Raw genomic sequence first — 21,271 nt, 5'->3', positions numbered from 1 at the left:
GGATGACCGCCAGGAAGTCCTACACGCCGCCGCTCGGCACCGGGTCCACGCGAGACTATGATCGTGTGATCCGGCTCTGGACTCGCGAAACCCGCTGGCGGAGCGCGATGCTTGCCGCTGTTGCCGCTCGGCCAGACGAGACGATCGTCGATGTCGGTTGCGGAACGGGCAGCTTCGCGTTGATGCTGAAGCTTGCGGAACCACGGCTCACTGTCATCGGCATCGATCCGGATGCGGAAGCGCTCGAGATCGCGCGCGGCAAGACCCGTACCACGCAGGCCGACATCGAATGGCGCCAAGGGTTTGCCATGGACCTTCAGGCCCGGATGGCACACGCTGCCGTGTCGAGCCTCGTGCTGCATCAGATGCCGGTGGGTGAGAAAGCAGCGACGCTTCGCGCGATGCACAGGGTGCTGCGGCCCGGTGGCCGCCTCGTCATCGCTGATTATGGACGCCAGCGGGGGGTGATGCGGCTGCTGTTTCGCCTGACCGTGCAACGCCTTGATGGCGTGAGTGATACTCGGCCTAATGCCGACGGTGTCATTCCAAAGCTGATCGCAGCAGCGGGATTTGAGGACGTCGCGGAACCCTTCATGATCTCGACGATCACGGGAGCGATCCAGCTGTTCACCGCGCGCCGGCCGATCTCGGATATCCAGCGATCCGTTGCGAACGATCCCGACTGATCTTCGGGCGACCGGCGCCGACGCTTTCGCAGGATCACCTCGGAGATTACGTATTGCCCCTGACACGGTGTCAGACCCTACATCGTCAGGCGTCGAAAGGAGCAAGGCGATGAACGAGACACATGGAGCGGCGCAAGGCGGCGGTTGCTGCGGCGGCCACGGCGCCGCGAAGATCGCGGCCGGCGTCAAGGACCCGGTCTGCGGCATGACCGTGGATCCAGCCACGACCGCACACCATGCCGAGCATGGCGGCGAGACCTGGCATTTCTGCAGCGCGGGCTGCCGCACCAGGTTCATCGCCGACCCCGAGCGCTATCTCGGCCCGCCCCTACCGCCGGTCGCTGCGCCCGAAGGCACGATCTGGACTTGCCCGATGCATCCCGAGGTCCGGCAGGACCATCCCGGGTCCTGCCCGATCTGCGGCATGGCGCTGGAGCCCGCCACCGTGACCGCCGACAGCGGCCCCAGCCACGAGCTGGTCGATTTCACGCGGCGCTTCTGGGTCGGTCTCGCGCTCGCTCTCCCCGTTCTGATCCTGGAGATGGGCGCACATCTCTTTCCGGTGATCCATCGCCTGGTGCCGATGTCGATCTCGGTGTGGATCCAACTCGTCCTGGCGACGCCGGTCGTACTCTGGGCCGGCTGGCCCTTCTTCGAGCGCGGCTGGGCATCGGTGAAGACGCGCAACCTCAACATGTTCACCCTGATCGCGATGGGGACCGGGGTCGCCTGGATCTACAGCGTCGTCGCGACCCTCGCGCCGCAAGTGTTCCCGCCCGCCTTCCGCAGCGAGGATGGCATGGTCGCGGTCTATTTCGAGGCAGCCGCGGTCATCACCGTCCTCGTTCTGCTCGGCCAGGTGCTCGAACTGCGTGCACGGGAGCGAACCTCGGGCGCGATCAAGGCGCTCCTCAACCTCGCCCCCAAGACCGCGCGCCGCATCGGTGCCGATGGCCGCGAGGAAGAAATCGGCCTCGATCTGGTCGTGGTGGGCGACCGCCTGCGCGTGCGGCCCGGCGAGAAGGTGCCGGTCGACGGCGTCGTCGAGGACGGCCGCTCCTCGCTCGACGAATCCATGGTGACCGGCGAGTCCATGCCGGTCACCAAGACGAAGGCCGACAAGGTGATCGGCGGCACGCTCAACCAGACCGGTGCGCTGGTGATCGTTGCCGACAAGGTCGGGCGCGATACCATGCTCGCGCGGATTGTTCAGATGGTCGCCGAGGCGCAGCGCTCGCGCGCACCGATCCAGCGAATGGCCGATCAGGTCTCTGGCTGGTTCGTCCCCATCGTCATCGCCATCGCGGTGATCGCGTTCATCGCCTGGGGCATCTGGGGGCCTGAGCCGCGCTTCGCCTATGGGCTGGTGGCCGCGGTCGCCGTGCTGATTATCGCCTGTCCCTGCGCGCTGGGGCTCGCCACGCCCATGTCGATCATGGTCGGGGTCGGGCGGGGTGCCGGGCTCGGCGTCCTCATCAAGAATGCCGAGGCACTCGAGCATATGGAGAAGGTCGACACGCTCGTCGTCGACAAGACCGGCACGCTGACCGAAGGGCGTCCCGCCGTGACGACGATCGTGCCGACGCCGGGTTTCGATGAGACGGAGCTGCTGCGGCTTGCCGCGTCGGTCGAGCGCGCCTCCGAGCATCCGCTGGCGCTGGCGATCGTCGAGGCGGCCAAGGAACGGGGTGTCGCCACAAGTGACGTCGGCGATTTCGATTCTCCGACCGGACGCGGCGCACTCGGAACGGTCGATGGCCGCCGAATCGTACTCGGCAATGCCCGCTTCCTCAGCGAAGAGGGTGTTGCGACCGAAGCGCTGGCCGAGCAGGCCGACGCGTTGCGCCGCGACGGCGCCACCGCCATTTTCATCGGGGTCGACGGCAAGGTCGGCGGGGCCTTCGCGATTGCGGACCCGGTCAAGGAGACCACGCCCGACGCGCTCACCGCGCTCAAGGCCGAGGGTATCCGCGTGGTCATGCTGACTGGTGACAATCGCACGACCGCGGAAGCTGTCGCGAGACGCCTGGGGATCGACGAAGTCGAGGCCGAGGTGCTGCCCGACCAGAAGAGCGCTGTGGTCGCCAAGTTCAAGCGCGAGGGACGCGTGGTCGCCATGGCCGGCGACGGCGTCAACGACGCGCCGGCACTGGCAGCCGCAGATGTCGGCATCGCCATGGGATCTGGCACCGACGTCGCGATCGAGAGCGCGGGGGTGACCTTGCTCAAGGGAGACCTCATGGGCATCGTGCGGGCACGGCGGCTGTCTCAGGCGACCATGTCCAACATTCGGCAGAACCTGGTGTTCGCCTTCATCTACAATGTCGCCGGCGTGCCCGTCGCGGCAGGCGCGCTCTATCCGCTGTTCGGCATCCTCCTGTCACCGATCATCGCGGCGGCGGCCATGGCGCTCTCCTCGGTCAGCGTGGTCACCAATGCGCTGCGGCTCAACCGGAAAGCGCTGTGAACATCGGCGAGACATCGAGGCAAAGCGGCGTCTCGGAGCGTATGATCCGCCATTATGAGAAGATCGGTCTCATCCCGGCGCCGCCGCGCCGGGGTGCCGGCTATCGCGATTATGGCGAGCGCGACCTCCATCGCCTGCGGTTCATTGCCAATGCCCGCGATCTCGGCTTTCCGATTGAGGAGATCCGTACCTTGCTCGGCCTGTGGACTGACACTGGCCGCGCTAGCGCGGAGGTTAAGCAGCTCGCACTTGCGCGCGCCGAGGAACTCCAGCGTAAGGCAGAAGCTCTTACCGTCCTTCATGACACGCTGGTCGATCTGGCCGAGCGTTGCCAGGGCGATCATCGACCGGATTGCCCAATCATCAATGAGCTTGCCGCCAGACGCACCTGAAAGTCGCTGACACAGCGAACCACGCTTCCCGGATAGCACCGCCCGCTATGGCGACCGGGAGCTTGGCTCGCCTGCCCGGCTGCCCGACCCCTCACAGGCAAGGGCGTAAACACTCCGCTCCAGTTCATCCAGGATGCTGGCCGCCGTCGACGGGTATGACCATCCCGGTGATGCACCGCACCGCGCCGCGCGCGTGGCGATAGGACCGGGCGAGATGGCATGGACCCGGATGCCCTTGGACCCGAGCTCGGCGGCCGCATAGCGCGTGGCGCTATGCGCTCGGGCCGTCGATCGGCCCGGCCGGGGAGGCGGATGCCTTGAGGCGCGGGATGAAGCCGGGCACGCGCTGCATATAGCCGCGATAGTCTTCGCCGAAGGTCGCCAGCGCCTCGCGCTCTTCGTGCTGCGCCAGACGAATGTACATCACGACCAGCACCGGAAACATGGCGAGCGTAAGGACGGTCGGCCATTGCAGCAGGAAGCCGAGCATGACGAGGATGAAACCGACATATTGAGGGTGGCGCACCCTGGCATAGATCCCGGTAGTCGCAAGCTTGTGGTGGCGCTGGCTCTCATGAAGCGTGGTCCAACCCGCCGAGATCAACCAGAAGCCCGCGCCGATCAGGACGAAGCTCGCGACATGGAAGGGCCCGAAATGCGGGTTGACCTTCCAACCGAACATCATCTCGAGGAGATGGCCGGCGTCGTGACTCCACCAGTCGACCCCGGGGAAATGGGATTGAAGCCATCCCGAGAGGAGGAAGATCGTAAGCGGAAATCCATACATTTCGGCGAAAAGCGCGACGATGAACGCGCTGAACGCACCGAAACTGCGCCAGTCTCGCTTGGTGGCCGGCTTGAAGAAGCTGAACGCGAAGAGAATGAACACCGCCGCGTTGACCAGCGCGAGCCCCCATAGGCCATAGCCATAATCGGGATGCGTCATCGCGGCTCCCCTTCGGTGCGCTGGATGGAACTGGCCGGCAGGGCGGTCGGCGATTGGGTGTTTCCGTGATCCTGGCCATGCTGATGACTGCCATGGCCGTGGTGCATGAACAGATGCATGAGCGGACAGGCGAGCAGGATCAGATAGGGCAGCACGCCGAGGAAGTGCGCCGTATGCTCGGTGATCAGGAAGAAGCCTGCAATCAAAAGAAAGCCGATCAGAACGATCGTCCCACGTTTGCGCATTCGATGGTCACGATCGTCCATTTGCCGCTCTCTTCTAGCCGATGCCATGCGAGGTTAGGCCCAAGTCCGGGTAGCAAAGTATAAGTAGAGGCCGCAGTCTGACGCGGGTCTATCCGGTCGGCCGATCGCCGCCGTCTTCTCGTCATCATGCCAAGTGAAAGCCCAAGGGTCGTCCTGCGGCTTTTGCGTATAGTCGCAGGCCAGCCGCGCACCGAATGCTGGGGCCACGAAAAGAGCGTGAGAGGCAGGCCAGAAACATGCATAAGCGGAAAAAGAAGCATCGTCTTCACCGCCACCTGAGCGCCACCATGCTCGAGCACGAGGCAAGGATCGAGCTTGCGCAGCGCCCTGCCGAAGGCCTCGGCGTCGCCTTTCTCGGGGCATCGGGAACCGTGACGGGTTCGCGTTATCTGGTGGACGATGGCGAGACGCAGCTGGTGGTCGATTCTGGTTTGTTCCAGGGTCCCAAGGATCTGCGGCGCTTCAATTGGGCTCCGATGCCGCCCGAGGTTGCCGATGTCGATCTGGTGCTGTTGACCCATGCACATCTTGATCATTCCGGTGCACTGCCCCGCATGGCGCGCCTCGGCTGGGACGGAACCGTTTTGAGCACCCGCGCCACCGAGGCCCTGTGCGAACTTCTGCTCCCGGATAGCGGTCATCTTCAGGAGAAGGATGCCGAGTTCGCCAACCGTCACGGCTTTTCGAAGCACCAGCCCGCGTTGCCCCTTTACACCCAGGCCGATGCGCGCCTGGCGCTGCAACGGTTCCGGACGATCGAGTTCGGGGTGTGGCATCCGATCGCCGACGGCATCAAGGCGCGCTATCATCGCGCCGGCCATATCCTCGGCGCCGCCTCGATCGAGATCGACTGGAGGGGGCGCACGATCCTCTTCTCAGGCGATGTCGGGCGTTATGGCGATGCCGTCATGAAGGATCCCGAGCCCCCTGCGCGGGCGGACTATGTGCTGATCGAGTCCACCTATGGCGATCGCCGCCATGAACAGGTCGACCCGACACGGGCGTTGGGGGACTATGTCGAGCGGTGCATCAAGCGCGGCGGGACCGTCGTGATCCCCGCCTTCGCGGTGGGGCGCGTCCAGTCGCTTCTCTATCATTTCTCGCGCCTGCGCGCCGGTGGCCGCCTGCGCGACATTCCGATCTTTCTCGACAGTCCAATGGCGATCAACGCGAGCGGGCTGATGTGCGACTTCATGGAGGAGCATCGGCTGACCCGCGCCGAGTGCGAGGCGGCATGCGGCGTCGCGCACTATGTCCGGGAAGTCGAGGAGTCCAAGGAACTGACCGCCAACCCCGCCCCCAAGGTCATCATCTCGGCCAGCGGCATGGCAACCGGTGGCCGCGTCCTCCATCATCTCAAGCGCTTCGCGCCGGACGGGAAGAACCTCATCCTCTTTTCCGGATTTCAGGCGGCGGGAACGCGCGGCGCGGCGATGATCGGCGGTGCCCGGACCATCAAGATCCACGGCGAATATGTCCCGGTCGAGGCCGAAGTCGCGAACCTCACCATGCTCTCGGCGCACGCCGATAGCGACGAGCTCATGCGATGGCTCGGCTCGCTGAAGGAAGCGCCCAAGCAGGTGTTCGTCACCCATGGCGAGCCGTCCGGCGCCCATGTGCTGGCGAAACGCGTCTCGGAAGAGTTGGGCTGGTCCTGCAGCGTGCCGACGCTGGGAAGCTGGGGTCTGCTCGCATGAAGGCCGATCCGATGGTCGAGAGCGAGGCCGACGCCATCGCGACGATGCTGCGCGCGCGTCGACTTGGCCTCAGCGCGGCCGGCAATGATCTCATTGCCGTCATGCGTCACGACTGTCCGGTCTGCCGGTCCGAAGGACTCGCGTCGCGCGCGCAGGTGAGCCTGCGCGCCGGCGAGCGTGAAGTGGTGGTTTCCCTGCTCCACAGCTCGGGCGATGTTCCGGGCCCGGGGGAGATCGGCTTGTCCGAGACGGCCTGGCACCGGCTCGGTGTCAGTGACGGCGATCTGGTCGAGATAGCCCACGCCCAGCCGCTCGCCTCGCTGAGCGACGTTCGCCGCCGCATTTATGGGAACCGGCTCGGCGAAGAGGCCTTCTCGGCGATCATCGCCGACATCGCGGAACGCCGGTACAGTGATGTCCATCTCTCGGCGTTCGTCACAGCTTGCTCGGCTGTCCCGCTCGATACCGGCGAGACGATCAGCCTCACAAGGGCGATGGTCAATGTCGGCGAACGGCTGAGCTGGCCCGGCGCGGTCATCGTCGACAAGCACAGCGTTGGCGGATTGCCGGGTAATCGCACGACGCCGATCATCGTGTCGATCATGGCAGCAGAAGGCCTGATCATGCCCAAGACATCCTCGCGTGCGATCACCTCGCCGGCCGGCACCGCGGACACGATGGAAGTGCTGGCGCCCGTCGACCTAGACGTTTCGGCTATCCGCCGTGTGGTCGAGCGCGAAGGCGGCTGCATCGCCTGGGGCGGCGCGGTGAAGCTCAGTCCGGCCGATGATGTGATCATCGGCGTCGAGCGCGTGCTCGACATCGATGCGGTCGGCCAGATGGTGGCCTCGGTGCTCTCCAAGAAGATTGCCGCCGGGGCGACCCATCTGGTGATCGATATCCCTGTCGGGCCTACGGCGAAGGTGCGTAGCGCCGAGGCAGCAGCGACACTAGAGACGGCGCTGACCGCTACCGCCGAAGCCTTCGGCCTTCGCACCCGCGTAATGTGCGGCCCGGGTCTGGAGCCGATCGGACGGGGCATTGGCCCGGCGCTCGAAGCGCAGGATATATTGGCCATACTTCAGGGCGAACCCGGTGCCGACGATCTCGCACAGCGTGCCTGCGAGCTCGCGGGAGGCCTGTTCGAGCTGGCGGACGTCACGCCCGTGGGGCAAGGGTTTGCGCGGGCGCTGGAGAGCCTGGAAAGCGGCCGCGCGTGGGCGAAGTTCCAGCGTATCTGCGATGCGCAAGGCGGGATGCGCGCACCGCCGATCGCCCGGTTTCAGCAGGATATGATCGCACCGCAGAGCGGTCGGCTCGTCAGTATCGACAACCGCAAGCTCGCGACCGTCGCCAAGCTTGCCGGCGCACCGATCGCCAAAGCCGCGGGCGTCGCGCTGCATTGTCGCCTTGAGCAGACGGTTGAGGCGGGTGCGCCCTTGTGCACCATCCACGCCGAGAGCCCGGGAGAGCTCGACTATGCGGCGGCTTTCGCTGTGAGCGACGGCGCGATCTTCGGGATCGCCGAAGCATGAGCGGGCCCGTCGTCTTCGCCCTGCCGGGCAGCGAGCCGTTCGCCCATTCCTTGCGCCAGCGCCTTGGCGGCGAGGCCGGCCTGCTCGAGCATCGGCAGTTTCCCGACGGGGAAACCTATCTGCGGATCATGACCGATGTCACCGGCCGTAACATCGTGCTGGTCTGCGGCCTCGACCATCCCGACGTCAAGCTGCTGCCGCTCCTGTTCGCGGCGGATACGCTACGCGAACTCGGTGCGCGGAGGATCGGCCTTGTCGCGCCCTATCTCGCCTATATGCGCCAGGACATCCGCTTCCACGCGGGCGAGGCGGTGACCTCGCGCAGCTTTGCCACGATCCTCTCGCGCCATCTCGACTGGCTGGTGACGGTCGACCCGCATCTGCACCGCTACCATGCTTTGGGCGAGATCTATCGCATACCGAACCGGGTCGTTCATGCCGCACCGTTGATAGCAGGGTGGATACGAGAAGACGTCGCGCGGCCGGTCATTATCGGCCCTGACAAAGAAAGCGAACAGTGGGTCGCGGAGGTTGCGGCCGGTGCGAATGCCCCCTTCCTCGTCTGCGAGAAGGAACGCTCTGGCGACCGAGACGTGCGGATCGCAATCCCCAACGCCGGATCCCTGCTCGATCGCCAGCCCGTGCTTGTGGACGATATAGCGTCCTCGGGCCGGACCCTGGCGGTTGCGGCAAGGCAGCTCGTCGCACTCGGCTTCCCCCCGCCCGATTGCGTTGTGGTCCATCCGCTCTTCGCAGGCGATGCGGCGCAGGTGCTGAGCGGTGTCGTCCGCCGCATCGTCAGCACCAATACAATCCCGCATGCGACGAACGCGATCGAGGTGGCCGCTCCTGTCGCCAAAGCTGTGCGTGACGTTCTTACGGAGCTCCGGGGGTGAACACGGCCCCGGAGCTCTGGGACAGTGGCTTCAGGACAAGGGAGAGCATCGACGGGCGAGCGTGGAGTCCTGCAAGGCGCGCTGTCGAACACCAGCATAGCTGCTGTAGGACGGCTGAAGACGTTTCAGGATATCGGGGAATCTACGGATCAACGGACCATCAGGATCGGTGTTGGTTCCGTGATCGACTCACCAACAGCCCGACATCGGAGCACGACATGCGCTACAGCAGTGGAAACTATGAAGCCTTCGTCCGTCCCCGCAAGCCCGAGAGGGCGGATCGGAAATCGGCATGGTTCGTTGGATCGGGCCTGGCTGGGCTGGCCGGGGCAGCCTTCCTGATCCGCGACGGGGGCGTAGCCGGGGGTCGCGTCACCATCCTGGAGGAACTGGAGATACCGGGCGGCGCGCTGGACGGCCTGGACGTGCCGGAAAAGGGGTTCGTTATCCGGGGCGGGCGCGAAATGGAGTCGCATTTCGAATGCCTGTGGGATCTGTACCGGTCGATCCCGTCGCTGGAGATTGAAGATGCAAGCGTCCTCGATGAATTCTATCGGCTCAACAAGGATGACCCGAATATCTCGCTGCAGCGCGTGACCCAGAACCGGGGGCAAGATGTTCCCGACAAGGCTCTGCTGACGTTGAACGACGCGGCGCAGAAGAATCTGCTCTCGGTCTTTCTCGCGACGCGCGAGGAGATGGAGAACAAACGGATCAACGAAGTGTTCGGCGAGGACTTCCTCAACAGCAATTTTTGGCTCTATTGGCGCACAATGTTCGCCTTCGAGGAATGGCATTCAGCGCTGGAGATGAAGCTCTATCTCCACCGTTTCATCCATCATATCGGCAGCCTCGCCGACTTCTCTTCCCTCAAGTTCAACCGCTACAACCAGTATGAATCCATGGTTCTGCCGCTGGTGAAATGGTTGCAGGGCCAAGGCGTCCGCTTCCGTTATGGCGTGAAGGTGACCGACGTCGATTTCGACATACAGCCCGATCGCAAACAGGCGACGCGGATACGCTGGGTCGAAAAGGGCGTCGAAGGCGGCGTCGATCTCGGCCCTGACGATCTGATCTTCATCACGATCGGCTCGCTCACCGAGAACTCGGACAGCGGTGATCACCAAACGCCCGCGAAACTGAAGGAGGGGCCAGCACCGGCCTGGGACTTATGGCGCCGCGTCGCGGCCAAGGATCCCGTGTTCGGGCGCCCTGACGTGTTCGGATCGCATATTCCCGAGACCAAATGGGCATCGGCGACGATCACCACTCTGGATGCGCGCATTCCCGAATATATCCGCCGCATCGCCAAGCGCGATCCATTCAGCGGAAAGGTGGTGACGGCCGGCATCGTCACCGTGAAGGATTCGAACTGGCTCCTGAGCTGGACCGTGAGCCGTCAGCCGCACTTCAAGAAGCAGCCGAATGACCAGCTCGTGACCTGGTTGTATGCGTTGTTCGTGGACCGGCCCGGCGACTTCGTGAAGAAGCCGATGCAGGATTGCACCGGCGAGGAGATCACCCAGGAATGGCTGTATCATATAGGCGTGCCGGTCGAGGACATCCCGGAACTCGCCGCGACCGGGGCGAAAGCGGTGCCGGTGATGATGCCCTACATCACCGCCTTCTTCATGCCTCGTCGGGCCGGCGATCGCCCCGACGTGGTGCCGGAAGGCGCCGTGAACTTCGCCTTCATCGGGCAGTTCGCGGAATCGAAGCAGCGCGACTGCATCTTCACCACGGAGTATTCGGTACGCACCCCGATGGAGGCGGTCTACACCCTGCTCGATGTCGAGCGCGGCGTGCCCGAAGTTTTCAACTCGACCTATGACATCCGTACGTTGCTGGCCGCGATTGCACCGCTGCGGGATGGCAAGGGGATCGACATCCCAGGGCCGGCCTTCCTGCGCGGACTGCTGATGAAGAAGCTCGAAGGGACGGAGATCGGCGCGCTGCTGGAGGAGTTCCATCTGATCGAGAGATAGCGGGGAGTCCGGGAAACGGATGGGCGCGATGGGATAAAAGGACGCAGTGATCGGGCTTGGCGGTTCCGCGGGGCGACAGGGCGATCGATGCCCGGCCTGACTACGCTCAACGGACGCCCGCTGTCGAACCGGACGATCCCCACCTTTGCGTCAGTCTGCTTGATGCGAGAGACTGCCGCATCGACGGTCGTGGATGGAAAGACGCCACACGGAAAATACCCTCTTGACCCTGGACTATGGTCCAACCCGCACAAGCGGCGAGCGTGAAGCGGTGGCGCGTCCATCGCCGACGCATGTTGCTCATTTTGCCGGTCTCAGGAGGATCATGGGAGAGAGACGTGTTGTTCATCTCGTCGACGATGATGAAGCCATACGCAAATCGGTCGGGTTCACGTTGCGCAAAGCCGGCTTTGTCGTTCAACTCTATACATCTGGGGTAGAATTTCTGCAGAACGCGGACGAAGCCGAAACCGGCTGCGTACTGCTGGACATGCACATGCCCGTCATCGACGGTCTGCAGGTTCAGGCCGCCATGGCGGAGCGAGGGATTGCCATGCCGGTGGTGGTGCTTACCGCCAACGGCGATGTCGCCCTGGCCGTCCAGGCGATGAAGGGCGGCGCGGTCGATTTCCTCGCCAAGCCGATCGAGAAGGCGTCGCTGCTCGATGCGATCGAGCGCGGCTTTGCGCGGATCGAGCACGTTGACAGGCGCACTGCCGAACAGGCGCAGGCCCGCGAGCAGATCGCAGCGCTGACCCCGCGCGAGCAGGAGGTGTTGGAAGGCATGGCGCAAGGTTATCCGAACAAGACGATTGCCTATGACCTGGGCATTTCGTCGCGAACCGTCGAGGTTCATCGCGCCAGCCTGATGCTCAAGCTGGGCGTGCAGACGCAGGCGGACGCCCTGCGGATCGCGTTCACGGCCGGCATGGGCAAAGGGGCCGAAAAAATAAGGGCAACCATGCATCCCAAGGTTGGGAGCAGCGCGGCAGCGAAAGAACGTAGCTTGTCCGGGCCTCGGTGCGTCGAGGCTCTCTATAAGCCGGGACCCCGGGCGGCACGTGACGCGGCGCCGAGTTCGACGACCTCCGCCGTGATCTGGTCCTGACGTGTGATCCGCTCCTCGAGGCGCAGGGCCTCGCCCTTGCGATCGATGTGGCTGCGGGCGGTCGCCATGGTGCGCAGCCGTGCCTCGTTCTCGGCGACGAATGTCTCGACTGCCGCCGCGCAGATCTGGGCGAAGACATATTCCACGGTCAGGTCGCCGATGAGGTCCGCCGCCTTGATGTTGATGAGCGGCGGCAGATCCGCCGTGGACGTGGGGAAAGTGTCGAGGTCGAGCGGCAGGAGGCTCGCACGCACGATCGAGACGCCCTTGCCGCTGCTCCAAACCGGATAAGCCATGGTGATAGGCACCGCGCCGGCCTCCTCCAGAAAGTCGTAAAGCGCGTCGATGATGCTTGTCGCCAGAGCGGGTAGCGCATCGGCCTTGCTCGGCATGCTCGCGCTCCATGCGATGCGCAGACCGCGCTCGGCCGCAAGTGCGGCCGTGCGCGCGCCAATCAGAAGAATATGCCTGTCCTGCAAGTCGGCCGCGGCGCCGTCGAGCAACTGCTCCGGAAAGGCGCCGGCAAAGCCTTGCTCCGCACCGAACAAAATAAGGCCACCTTTTGCAGCGTGATCCGTCCGTTTGCGAGAATGCTCCAGCGGTTCGGCAAGGCGGCGTGCCTGGCCGATAGCCGTGCGGGCGGTTTCCGCGTAACGGCGCACCGCGGGCAGCAGCGCGCGCGCCTGCTGCGCCCGCTGCGCGGCAATGCCCTGCATGGCATTGACCACCGCGCCGAGCTGACGGACGGTCTCGATCCGGTGGCCAATCTCGGCGAGGCGATCGCTCATGATGCAGAGCCGGCCGGCCGGCTCTCGATCAGCGCTTTGACCGTCATCATCAGAGCGGACCGCTGCGCGGTGTCGATCTGTCCAGTCCGCTCGATCTGCGCGCATAGATCGGGGACGTGATCGTCGATCCAACTTGCCAGCCGCGTGCGAAGCGACGGTATCTCCGAGACTGCCATGTCGTCGAGCAACCCTTCACCAAGCGCGAGCGCCAGCGCCACCTGGTCAACGACCCGCAGCGGGCTGAGCAAGGGCTGCACGAGCAGGGCGCGCAAGCGCTTGCCGCGTTCGATCTGCGCCCGCACGCGCGGCTCGGGCTGCTCGCCGAAGCGGGTGAACATCTCGAGCTCGAGGAACTGCGCATAGTCGAGGCGCATGGTCCCGCTCGCGTCGCGCAGGACGCGAAGCTGCGTCTTGCCGCCGACCCGGCTCACGCTCGTGCCCACATCAATGGCGGGCTTGTGCCCTTGCGCGAACAGCTTCGCGTCGAGAATGATCTGACCGTCGGTGATCGAGATCAGATTGGTCGGGATATAGGCGCTGACATTGCCGGCATCGGTCTCCGCGATCGGCAGGGCCGTAAGCGAACCACCCCCTTGTTGGGCCGAGAGACACGCCGCGCGTTCGAGCAGGCGCGAATGGAGGAAGAAGACGTCGCCGGGATAGGCCTCGCGCCCAGGCGGCTGTCCGGTCAGCAGGGCGATCTCGCGATGGGTCGCGGCATGCTTGGTGAGATCGTCGAGAACCACCAGCGCATGGCCGCCACCATCCCGAAAATATTCGGCCATCGTGAAACCCGCGAACGGCGCGATCCATTGAAGCCCCGGCGCCGCGGCGGGGCTCGCCACAACGAAGATGGTGCGGTCCGGCGCGCCATGCCGCCGCACCTGATCGATCGCGCGCGCGACCGCCGAGCTTTTCTGGCCGATCGCGACATAGACACAGATCATGTCGCTGGTGCGCTGGTTGATGATCGTGTCGACCGCGAGCGCCGTCTTGCCGGTGGCGCGGTCGCCGAGAATGAGTTCGCGCTGCCCCCGGCCGATGGCGAACATCGCATCGATCGCGAGCGTGCCGGTCTGGACCGGCTGGACGACAAGGTCGCGTTCGATGATCGCCGGCGCCGGCCGTTCGACAGGATCGAAACGCCTGGCCCTTATCGGCGCGCCGCCATCGAGCGGACGGCCGAGCGGATCGACGACGCGGCCGAGCAATGCCTCGCCGACAGGTACGCGGACCACCTCGCCCGAGCCGGTTACGGTATCTCCTGCCTCCACCTCCGTGGCATCGTCGAGCAGCACGCAGCCGATCCGGTCACGGTCGAGCGTGTGGACGAACCCGGTCTGGCCGCGGGCGAAATAGAGCAATTCGTCGAGGCGCGCGTCCGGAAGGCCCGAGACCATGGCAACGCCGTCGCCGATCGATTCCACCCGGCCAATTGCATCGACACGCGGCCCGAGATTGGCGCGCGCGATGCAGCTCTGGGCCTGCGTCAGCCAGTCTTCAGGCGATCCGGGCATGATCGTCCTCATGGAGGCTCTCCACCATGGCGTCGAGATCGGCGCGCCAGCTGTTGCGCACGACGGCGTGGGGCGTGCGAAGCTCCGCGCCGGCGATGAGATCTGGATCGACCGCGAAGATCGGGGTCGCGGTATCCGGCAGGATTTCGCCAAGCGCGCGCGCTACCTGCGTCTGCAGATCTGCCGTCAGCGGCGCGGGCGTCGCGACGGTGACGGGCCCGGCGGCCGCCAGGCTGCGGCGATCCGCCTCGGAAAGGTCCCCGAGCCGCGCCTTGAGCGCGTCGACCATGGCCTGCACCGTCTGCTCGGGCGGGAGACGAGCGAGCAATGTGCCCGCCATCGAGGCGGCGAGGCTCGCTGCCTTTTCCCGCCACTGCGCCGCCACCCGCCCGCGTTCGGCATCGATCGCCGCATGGCCTTGCTCGACGACGGCGTCCGCCTCGAGCCTGGCCTGCGCGAGGAGGCGCTGGCGCTCCGCTTCGGCCTCGGTCCGGATCTCGGCGCGACGAGCCGCCGCATCCGCGACGAAGCCGTCATTCTGCGTCTTGAGCGCCTGCGCTTCGGCCTGTGCCCGGTCCTTTGCCTCCCGCGCTTCGTCGAGCAGCGCCTGGGCCGATGCCTGGCGGGCAGCGATGGCATCCATCACCGGACGGAACAGGAAGCGTCCGAGCAGCCACACGAGGATGAGGACATTGACCGCCTGCAGCGCCAGCGTCCACCAGTCGATCCGCATGTCAGGCGAACGGGTTGGCGAAGAGCAGCAGCAGCGCGATCACGAGGCAGTAGATCGCCATCGTCTCGATCATCGCGAGGCCCACGAACAGCGTGCGCGAGACGGTGTTGGCGGCTTCGGGCTGGCGCGCGATCGCGTCCATCGCGGCGGCGACGGCCCTGCCCTGCCCGAGCGCCGGGGCGATTGCGCCGATCGAGATCGCGAAAGCGGCGCCGAGGATGCTGGCGAGATGGATCCAGTTCATGCGGGGGACTCCTGTTTGGATGGCGGGCGGGCGCCGTTCTCGCTGATAGCGCTCCCGATAAAGACCATGGCGAGCGCGCCGAAAATGTAGGCCTGGACCGCGCCGGTCAGCATTTCGAGCGCCATGAGCGGGATCGGGACGAGCAGCCCGGCGAGGCTCAGCACGACGCCGATCATGAAGACGCCGCTCATGACGTTGCCGAACAGGCGCACCATCAGCGAGAAGCTGCGGGTGAAGAGCTCGACGATATTGAGCGGGGCGAGCAGGATCGAGGGGCGCGCGAAGGTCGCGAGATAGGCCCTGGGCCCGAGCGCGCGGACGCCGAACCAGAGCGTTGCGCCGAAGACGATCAGCGCCAGCGCCGCGTCGGTTTCGAGGGTCGCGGTCGGCGGCTCGACGCCGGGGATCAGCGACGACCAGTTGGCGACCAGCAGGAACAGGAACAGCGTGCCGATCAGCGGCAGATAACGCCGCGGCTCCGCCTCCATCGTCTCGCGGATCTGGCCGGCGACGGTCTCGACGACCAGCTCGAGCGCCGCTTGGGCTCGTGATGGGCGTAACGCAAGGCGGCGGGTCAACAGCCAGCTTCCGATTGTAAGGACAGCCATGATGCCCCAGGTCGTGGCCACAGGCTGGCTGATCGGCACCGGACCGATCGCGAACAGCACATGGCTTTCAAGTGGTGACGCGAATTTCATCGGGCGCCTCCGAGCCGGTGGAGCATGATCTGGCGCCCGCCCATGAAGCCGGTTGTAGCGGCAAGAAGCGCCGGCCACCCTTGCCGGCTGGCGATGACGAGAACCAGAATAGTGACGGCGAGACGCCCGAGCCTGAGCAGGATCGCGCGCGATGCCGGGCCGCCATGGGTGACGAGGTCGGCTTCTCTGGCGATGGCCGCGAAATGGGCGAGGCCGACCGCAAATCCGAGGGCCAGGAACAGGATGGGGGAGAGCTGGCTCATTGCCGGTGCATCCAGCGCCAGCCCGACCAGCAGCCGAGGGCGAGCCCGACGAGCAGGAGCGGCGCGGTCCAGAAGATGCCGCTATCCAGCCGGTGGTCGAGCCAGCGGCCGATCGCGAGACCGACCAGCGCGGGCAGGACGATCTGCCAGCCGAGCACGCCGATCTGGCCGAGATTGCGGGCGACGGAAGGAAGCCGCTGCGCAAGCCGCCGCCGTTCCGCGCGGGTCCGGATGGCTTCGACGATCGGCTGCTCGGGCTTGTCCGCGGTCACAGACCAAGCTCCCGGCCACCACCCTGCAGGGCCTCGACCATATGGCGGATCGCCTGCATCCTGAGTTTCGCCGACGCGGTCCGTTCGGATCGTTCGCCCTCGTCGCGCTCGCGGTAGCGCGCGAGCACGTCATGCTCGAGCGTTCCGAGGTCATCGCCGACATGGCCTTCGCGCGTCGCGACCGCGACCTCCGTGCCGTGGCTCACGGTCAGAATGCCGTTGCGCACCGCGCAATAGCCGGGAGCGCCATCGAGGCCCCGCCAGGAGACGATCGAGACGCCAAGCGCGGTCAGGAAATCGGCGTGGCCCGACAGGATGCCGAAACTGCCGCTGGCATCCTCGGCGCGAACCGACCTGACGTCCGTGTCGACGAGGATCGCGGTCGGATCGGTGATCCGCAGCTTCATGCGCCCTCCCCCACGCGAGAGCGTGCCTCTTCAATATCGCCCACCATGTAGAAGGCGCTCTCGGGCCAGTCGTCGGTCTCGCCGGCCAGGATGGCCGCGACGCCCTGCAGCGTATCGGCCAGCGCCACAGAACGGCCGGCTTGCCCGGTGAAGGCCTGGGTCACCATGAAGGGCTGGGTCAGGAAGCGCTGCAGCCGCCGCGCCCTGCCGACGATCAGCCGATCCTCGCGGCCCAGTTCCTCGATACCGAGCAGCGAGATGATGTCCTGAAGCTCGCGATAATGCGCGATCGTCTCCCGGACCTGCTGGGCGAGCGCGTAATGATGATCGCCCACGACCTGCGGATCGAGCAGGATCGACGACGATCCCAGCGGATCGACCGCGGGATAGATGCCTTCGGCCGCCATGGCGCGCGAGAGCAGAATGGAACTGTCGAGATGGGCGGAGATGGCGGTGACCGCAGGGTCGGTGAAATCGTCGGCGGGCACATAGACCGCCTCGATCGCGGTCACCGCCGCCCCATGCACCGAGGCGATGCGCTCCTGCAGCGCGGCCACCTCGCTGGCCAGCGTCGGCTGGTAGCCGACGCGCGAGGGCATGCGTCCAAGCAGGCCCGACACCTCGCTACCGGCCTGGACGAAGCGGAACACGTTATCCATGAGCAGCAGGACATTGCGCTTCTGCTCGTCGCGAAAATATTCGGCGATGGTGAGCGCGGTCAGCCCGACGCGCCAGCGCGCGCCCGGCGGCTCGTTCATCTGCCCAAAAACGAGCACGGTCTTGTCGATCACACCCGAGCCGCGCATGTCGGTGAGCAGCTCATGGCCCTCGCGCGACCGCTCGCCGATGCCGGCAAAGACGGAAACGCCTTCATAACGCGCGACCATCGCGTTGATGAGTTCCATCACCAGCACGGTCTTGCCGACCCCCGCGCCCCCGAACATCGCCGCCTTGCCGCCCTCGGCAAGCGGCGCGAGCAGATCGATGACCTTGATGCCGGTCTCGAACATTGCCGTCGTCGCGCTCTGCTCGTCGAGCGGCGGGGGTGCGCGATGAATTGGCCTCAGCGGCACATCTGCGGCGAGCGGCTCACCGCCGTCGCCGATCTGGCCAGTCGGGGTGAGGAGGCGTCCAAGGACCGTGTCGCCGACCGGCACCAGGATAGGGCCGCCGAGAGCCGTCACCGCGACATTACGGTTAAGACCGGAGGTTGGCTGAAGCGCGACCGCGCGCACGGTCTGTTCGTCGATGTGGCTCTGCACCTCCGCGATCAGCGGGATCGATCCCGCTTCGACGCGGAGCGCTTCATTGACGGCGGGGAGCGGAACCTGGGTAAACTCGACATCGAGCACCGGACCGCGCAGCGCGATAAGCCGCCCCATCCTGGCCGCGGTTAGCATCGCACCCATGGCGGCCTCCGGGCCCACTTCCCAGTCTGAGCGATCGCGCGGCGGATGGCGCACTGCCGATGGCGGAAGGGATCGTCGATGACGAACTCCGGGATGAACTCAGGGATGGACGAGGCGTGCATCAGCGAAGCTTCGCAGGGACGCCGCGGAATCGACATACGTAAAGTTCGCGGTTCTCTGTGGCTTCACCTTCGCTCGCTAGGTGCTAACGCTATCGACACGAATGACGATGCCGACAGCTGAGCCGTCATTCCCGATCCGGCGCGCTCCGGCGGGGGACCTTCAGCCACAGCGATCTCGGGCTATCGTCCATAGTATCCTTACGTAGTGACCAAGCAGCAAAGGGTGGCGATGGTCTAGGCGAACGGCGGCTCTCAAATGGAGCCGCCCCCCGATGGGAAGCCGGAAGGTCATGTCAAAACCGCACGTTCTCTGGTTCGAGGATATCAGGATAACCGACCTGCCGGCGGTCGGCGGCAAGAACGCGTCGCTGGGTGAAATGACCGCCGCGCTTTCCAGCAAGGGCGTCAAGGTCCCGTCGGGCTTCGCCACCGACGCGAGCGCCTATCGGACCTATGTCGCCGAGAACCGCCTCGAACAGGGGATCGCCACCCGTCTCGGCGAGTTCCATTCCGGCAAAGCCACCCTCCAGGAAACCGGTACTGCCATCCGCGCGCTCTTCCTCGAGAGCAGCTTTCCGGCGCAGATCGCCGACGAAATCCTCTCGGCCTACGGAGACTTGAGCCGACGCTTGGGCGTTGATCGCCCGGCCGTTGCCGTCCGCAGCAGTGCCACGGCAGAAGATCTTCCGGACGCGAGCTTTGCCGGCCAGCAGGAAACCTTCCTCAACGTCCGGGGCGAGCGTGAACTCCTCGACGCCTGCAGACGCTGCTATGCTTCGCTCTTCACCGATCGCGCCATCAGTTATCGCGAAACCAAGGGGTTCGATCATCTCGACGTCGCGCTGTCGATCGGCATCCAGCAGATGGTACGCTCGGATCTTTCAGGCTCGGGAGTGATGTTCTCGGTCGATACCGAGACAGGTTTTCCCGACGCCATCGTAATCAGCGCGGCTTGGGGACTTGGCGAGACCGTGGTCCAAGGCACGGTCAACCCCGACAAATATGTCGTTTTCAAGCCGCTGCTCGCGCAGCCGGGAACCGAGCCCATCGTGGACAAGGAACTGGGCGGCAAGGCTTTCCGCATGGTCTATGGCGAGGGCGGAAGCCACCGCACGAGGATCGTCGAAACGACAGCGCAGGAACGCGCTACGCTCGTGCTCGAAAATGCGGACATCATCCAGCTCGCGCGCTGGGCAGTTGCTATCGAGGAGCACTACCTGCGCCCCATGGACATGGAATGGGCGAAGGACGGCGAAAGCGGCGAACTCTACATCGTTCAGGCGCGGCCAGAGACCGTCCAGGCACAGTCGAGCAGCACCTCCTTTCGGCACTACAGCCTCACGCCGAAAGGCAAGCCGCTCGCGACCGGTGCCGCCATCGGCATGGCCATCGCCGCAGGCAAGGCCTGCGTGATCCGCACCGCTGCGGACATCGAACAGTTCCGCGACGGGTCAATTCTCGTCACCGAGACGACCGATCCGGACTGGGTTCCGATCATGAAGCGCGCGGCCGGCATCGTGACCGACCATGGCGGCACGACGAGCCACGCCGCGATCGTCAGCCGCGAGCTCGGCGTGCCCGCGATCGTCGGCACCGGCAACGCCACCGAACTCCTTCTGGACAACCAGGAAATCACGATCAGCTGCGCCGACGGCGACATCGGCACGATCTACGAGGGTGCGCTCGATTTCGCCGTGACCGATATCGACATCGGCTCCCTGCCGGCGACTGGAACCGACATAATGGTCAACATCGCGAATCCCGCCGCCGCCTTCCAGTGGTGGCGGTTGCCGGCGCGCGGCGTCGGGCTCGCGCGGATGGAGTTCATCATCAATGCGCACATCAAGGTGCATCCCATGGCACTTGTCCATCCGGAACGCACGGCGCCGGAGACACAGCGCCGGATCCGCGACCTCACGCACGGCTACCCGCAGCCTGCCGACTATTTCGTGGATGTTCTGGCGCGCGGCATCGCGAAACTCGCAAGCCCCTATTATCCGCACCCGGCGATCGTGCGACTCAGCGACTTCAAGACCAACGAATACGCGCATCTCGTCGGCGGGGACGCTTTCGAGCCGGAAGAGGAAAATCCGATGCTCGGCTTCCGCGGTGCCTCGCGCTACTATGACGAGCGCTACCGCGAGGGCTTCGCCCTCGAATGCCGCGCCCTCAAACGGGTCCGCGAGACCTTGGGCTTTGCCAACGTCATCGTCATGGTCCCGTTCTGTCGCACGCCGGCCGAAGCGGACCGCGTGCTCGAGGCGATGGCCGCCAACGGTCTCGTCCGGGGTGAACACGGACTACAAATCTACATGATGTGCGAAATCCCGTCGAACGTGATCCTCGCGGAACAGTTCGCCACGCGCTTCGACGGGTTCTCCATCGGATCCAACGACCTTACCCAGTTGGTGCTCGGCGTCGATCGCGATTCCGGTATTCTCGCTAGTCTGTTCGACGAGCGGGATGAGGCCGTCACCCGGATGATCGCGGAGGCCATCCGCAAGGCGCATGCCGCCGGGATCAAGATCGGCATCTGCGGACAGGCGCCGAGCAACCATCCGGAGTTCGCGGCCTTCCTCGTTTCCGAAGGGATCGATTCGATTTCCCTTAATCCCGACAGCTTCGTTCGGACGATAGGCGCGGTCGCGGATGCGGAGCAATGCAAGCCTGGCTGAGAAGTTCTGCGAGGACGGATCTGAGCCCATTTCACGCCGCAGCCACTTTCCACCGCATGGGGCGTTACCGGACAGAGGCTGTGCCGCCGGCATTAGTAAATATCCCAATGTCCCCTGCACCGTCGCGCCGATACCGTCATTAAGGTTGGCCGGAATCGGGCAGAA

General features: G+C 65.3%; 20 protein-coding genes and 1 pseudogene. 9 read left to right on the top strand and 12 right to left on the bottom strand.

What is annotated here, in order from left to right; all coding sequences use genetic code 11:
- The first annotated feature begins 2 nt into the window (after positions 1-2).
- The 3 genes from AC07X9_RS04455 (at position 3) to cueR (ending at position 3,545) form a co-directional block, all read left to right on the top strand.
- A complete protein-coding gene (locus AC07X9_RS04455) occupies positions 3-686 on the top strand; it encodes a class I SAM-dependent methyltransferase (RefSeq protein WP_086485550.1) in 684 nt (227 codons plus the stop codon).
- 109 nt (positions 687-795) lie between these two features.
- Positions 796-3,153 (top strand): heavy metal translocating P-type ATPase, encoded by a 2,358-nt coding sequence (locus AC07X9_RS04450; RefSeq protein WP_086485549.1) that lies wholly within the window; start codon positions 796-798, stop codon positions 3,151-3,153.
- The gene (cueR, locus tag AC07X9_RS04445) at positions 3,150-3,545 is read left to right on the top strand and encodes a Cu(I)-responsive transcriptional regulator (RefSeq protein WP_086485548.1); all 396 of its coding nucleotides are present in this window, start codon (positions 3,150-3,152) and stop codon (positions 3,543-3,545) included. The genes AC07X9_RS04450 and cueR overlap by 4 nt, the downstream gene beginning before the upstream one ends.
- Positions 3,546-3,590: 45 nt before the next feature.
- On the opposite strand, the gene AC07X9_RS04440 is transcribed toward cueR, so the two are convergent.
- Genes AC07X9_RS04440 through AC07X9_RS04430 form a run of 3 tightly spaced genes read right to left on the bottom strand, consistent with a single transcriptional unit; the run spans position 3,591 to position 4,757 of the window.
- The gene (locus tag AC07X9_RS04440) at positions 3,591-3,899 is read right to left on the bottom strand and encodes an SDR family oxidoreductase (protein WP_254908092.1); all 309 of its coding nucleotides are present in this window, start codon (positions 3,897-3,899) and stop codon (positions 3,591-3,593) included.
- Positions 3,817-4,491 (bottom strand): methyltransferase family protein, encoded by a 675-nt coding sequence (locus tag AC07X9_RS04435; protein ID WP_086485547.1) that lies wholly within the window; start codon positions 4,489-4,491, stop codon positions 3,817-3,819. Before AC07X9_RS04435 ends, AC07X9_RS04440 begins: the two co-directional genes overlap by 83 nt.
- Positions 4,488-4,757 (bottom strand): DUF2933 domain-containing protein, encoded by a 270-nt coding sequence (locus tag AC07X9_RS04430; RefSeq protein ID WP_086485546.1) that lies wholly within the window; start codon positions 4,755-4,757, stop codon positions 4,488-4,490. Before AC07X9_RS04430 ends, AC07X9_RS04435 begins: the two co-directional genes overlap by 4 nt.
- A 236-nt stretch (positions 4,758-4,993) precedes the next feature.
- On the opposite strand from AC07X9_RS04430, the gene AC07X9_RS04425 reads away from it, so the two are divergent.
- The 5 genes and pseudogenes from AC07X9_RS04425 to AC07X9_RS04405 all read left to right on the top strand — a co-directional run.
- On the top strand, positions 4,994-6,454 hold the full coding sequence (locus AC07X9_RS04425) for an MBL fold metallo-hydrolase RNA specificity domain-containing protein (protein ID WP_441347662.1): 1,461 nt from the start codon (positions 4,994-4,996) through the stop codon (positions 6,452-6,454).
- Complete coding sequence (locus tag AC07X9_RS04420) at positions 6,451-7,989, top strand: thymidine phosphorylase family protein (protein ID WP_086485544.1); 1,539 nt, start codon at positions 6,451-6,453, stop codon at positions 7,987-7,989. The genes AC07X9_RS04425 and AC07X9_RS04420 overlap by 4 nt, the downstream gene beginning before the upstream one ends.
- Positions 7,986-8,885 carry a ribose-phosphate pyrophosphokinase gene (locus AC07X9_RS04415; RefSeq protein WP_086485543.1) on the top strand — a complete coding sequence of 300 codons (900 nt, stop codon included), beginning with the start codon at positions 7,986-7,988 and terminating at the stop codon, positions 8,883-8,885. Before AC07X9_RS04420 ends, AC07X9_RS04415 begins: the two co-directional genes overlap by 4 nt.
- A 218-nt stretch (positions 8,886-9,103) precedes the next feature.
- The gene (locus tag AC07X9_RS04410) at positions 9,104-10,870 is read left to right on the top strand and encodes an oleate hydratase (protein WP_086485542.1); all 1,767 of its coding nucleotides are present in this window, start codon (positions 9,104-9,106) and stop codon (positions 10,868-10,870) included.
- Between the two features lie 325 nt (positions 10,871-11,195).
- Positions 11,196-11,807 (top strand): annotated as a pseudogene (locus AC07X9_RS04405) (response regulator transcription factor); the annotation flags it as partial.
- 98 nt (positions 11,808-11,905) lie between these two features.
- Here the strand turns inward: AC07X9_RS04405 and AC07X9_RS04400 are convergent.
- From AC07X9_RS04400 to atpD, 9 genes are read right to left on the bottom strand one after another with little or no spacing between them, the layout of a single operon-like run.
- Positions 11,906-12,766 carry a F0F1 ATP synthase subunit gamma gene (locus AC07X9_RS04400; protein WP_086485540.1) on the bottom strand — a complete coding sequence of 287 codons (861 nt, stop codon included), beginning with the start codon at positions 12,764-12,766 and terminating at the stop codon, positions 11,906-11,908.
- On the bottom strand, positions 12,763-14,283 hold the full coding sequence (locus tag AC07X9_RS04395; RefSeq protein ID WP_086485539.1) for a F0F1 ATP synthase subunit alpha: 1,521 nt from the start codon (positions 14,281-14,283) through the stop codon (positions 12,763-12,765). Before AC07X9_RS04395 ends, AC07X9_RS04400 begins: the two co-directional genes overlap by 4 nt.
- Positions 14,267-15,016 (bottom strand): F0F1 ATP synthase subunit B family protein, encoded by a 750-nt coding sequence (locus tag AC07X9_RS04390; RefSeq protein ID WP_086485538.1) that lies wholly within the window; start codon positions 15,014-15,016, stop codon positions 14,267-14,269. The genes AC07X9_RS04395 and AC07X9_RS04390 overlap by 17 nt, the downstream gene beginning before the upstream one ends.
- Position 15,017: 1 nt before the next feature.
- Positions 15,018-15,260, bottom strand: a complete 243-nt coding sequence (locus AC07X9_RS04385; RefSeq protein WP_017501321.1) for a F0F1 ATP synthase subunit C — start codon at positions 15,258-15,260, stop codon at positions 15,018-15,020.
- Positions 15,257-15,928, bottom strand: coding sequence for a F0F1 ATP synthase subunit A (locus tag AC07X9_RS04380; RefSeq protein WP_441347661.1), 672 nt, complete (start codon positions 15,926-15,928; stop codon positions 15,257-15,259). The genes AC07X9_RS04385 and AC07X9_RS04380 overlap by 4 nt, the downstream gene beginning before the upstream one ends.
- 26 nt (positions 15,929-15,954) lie before the next feature.
- Positions 15,955-16,221 carry an ATP synthase subunit I gene (locus AC07X9_RS04375; RefSeq protein ID WP_017501319.1) on the bottom strand — a complete coding sequence of 89 codons (267 nt, stop codon included), beginning with the start codon at positions 16,219-16,221 and terminating at the stop codon, positions 15,955-15,957.
- Positions 16,218-16,493, bottom strand: coding sequence for an AtpZ/AtpI family protein (locus AC07X9_RS04370; protein ID WP_021245229.1), 276 nt, complete (start codon positions 16,491-16,493; stop codon positions 16,218-16,220). Before AC07X9_RS04370 ends, AC07X9_RS04375 begins: the two co-directional genes overlap by 4 nt.
- Complete coding sequence (locus AC07X9_RS04365; protein ID WP_017501317.1) at positions 16,490-16,900, bottom strand: F0F1 ATP synthase subunit epsilon; 411 nt, start codon at positions 16,898-16,900, stop codon at positions 16,490-16,492. The genes AC07X9_RS04370 and AC07X9_RS04365 overlap by 4 nt, the downstream gene beginning before the upstream one ends.
- Entirely contained in the window at positions 16,897-18,300 is a 1,404-nt protein-coding gene (gene atpD / locus AC07X9_RS04360) for a F0F1 ATP synthase subunit beta (protein ID WP_369596849.1), read from the bottom strand. The genes AC07X9_RS04365 and atpD overlap by 4 nt, the downstream gene beginning before the upstream one ends.
- Before the next feature lie 421 nt (positions 18,301-18,721).
- On the opposite strand from atpD, the gene ppsA reads away from it, so the two are divergent.
- Positions 18,722-21,106 (top strand): phosphoenolpyruvate synthase, encoded by a 2,385-nt coding sequence (gene ppsA, locus AC07X9_RS04355; protein WP_086485935.1) that lies wholly within the window; start codon positions 18,722-18,724, stop codon positions 21,104-21,106.
- Positions 21,107-21,271 lie beyond the last annotated feature (165 nt).

It is taken from the genome of Sphingobium sp. GW456-12-10-14-TSB1 (assembly GCF_059424385.1).
This window is presented reverse-complemented; position numbering and strand designations above follow the sequence as displayed.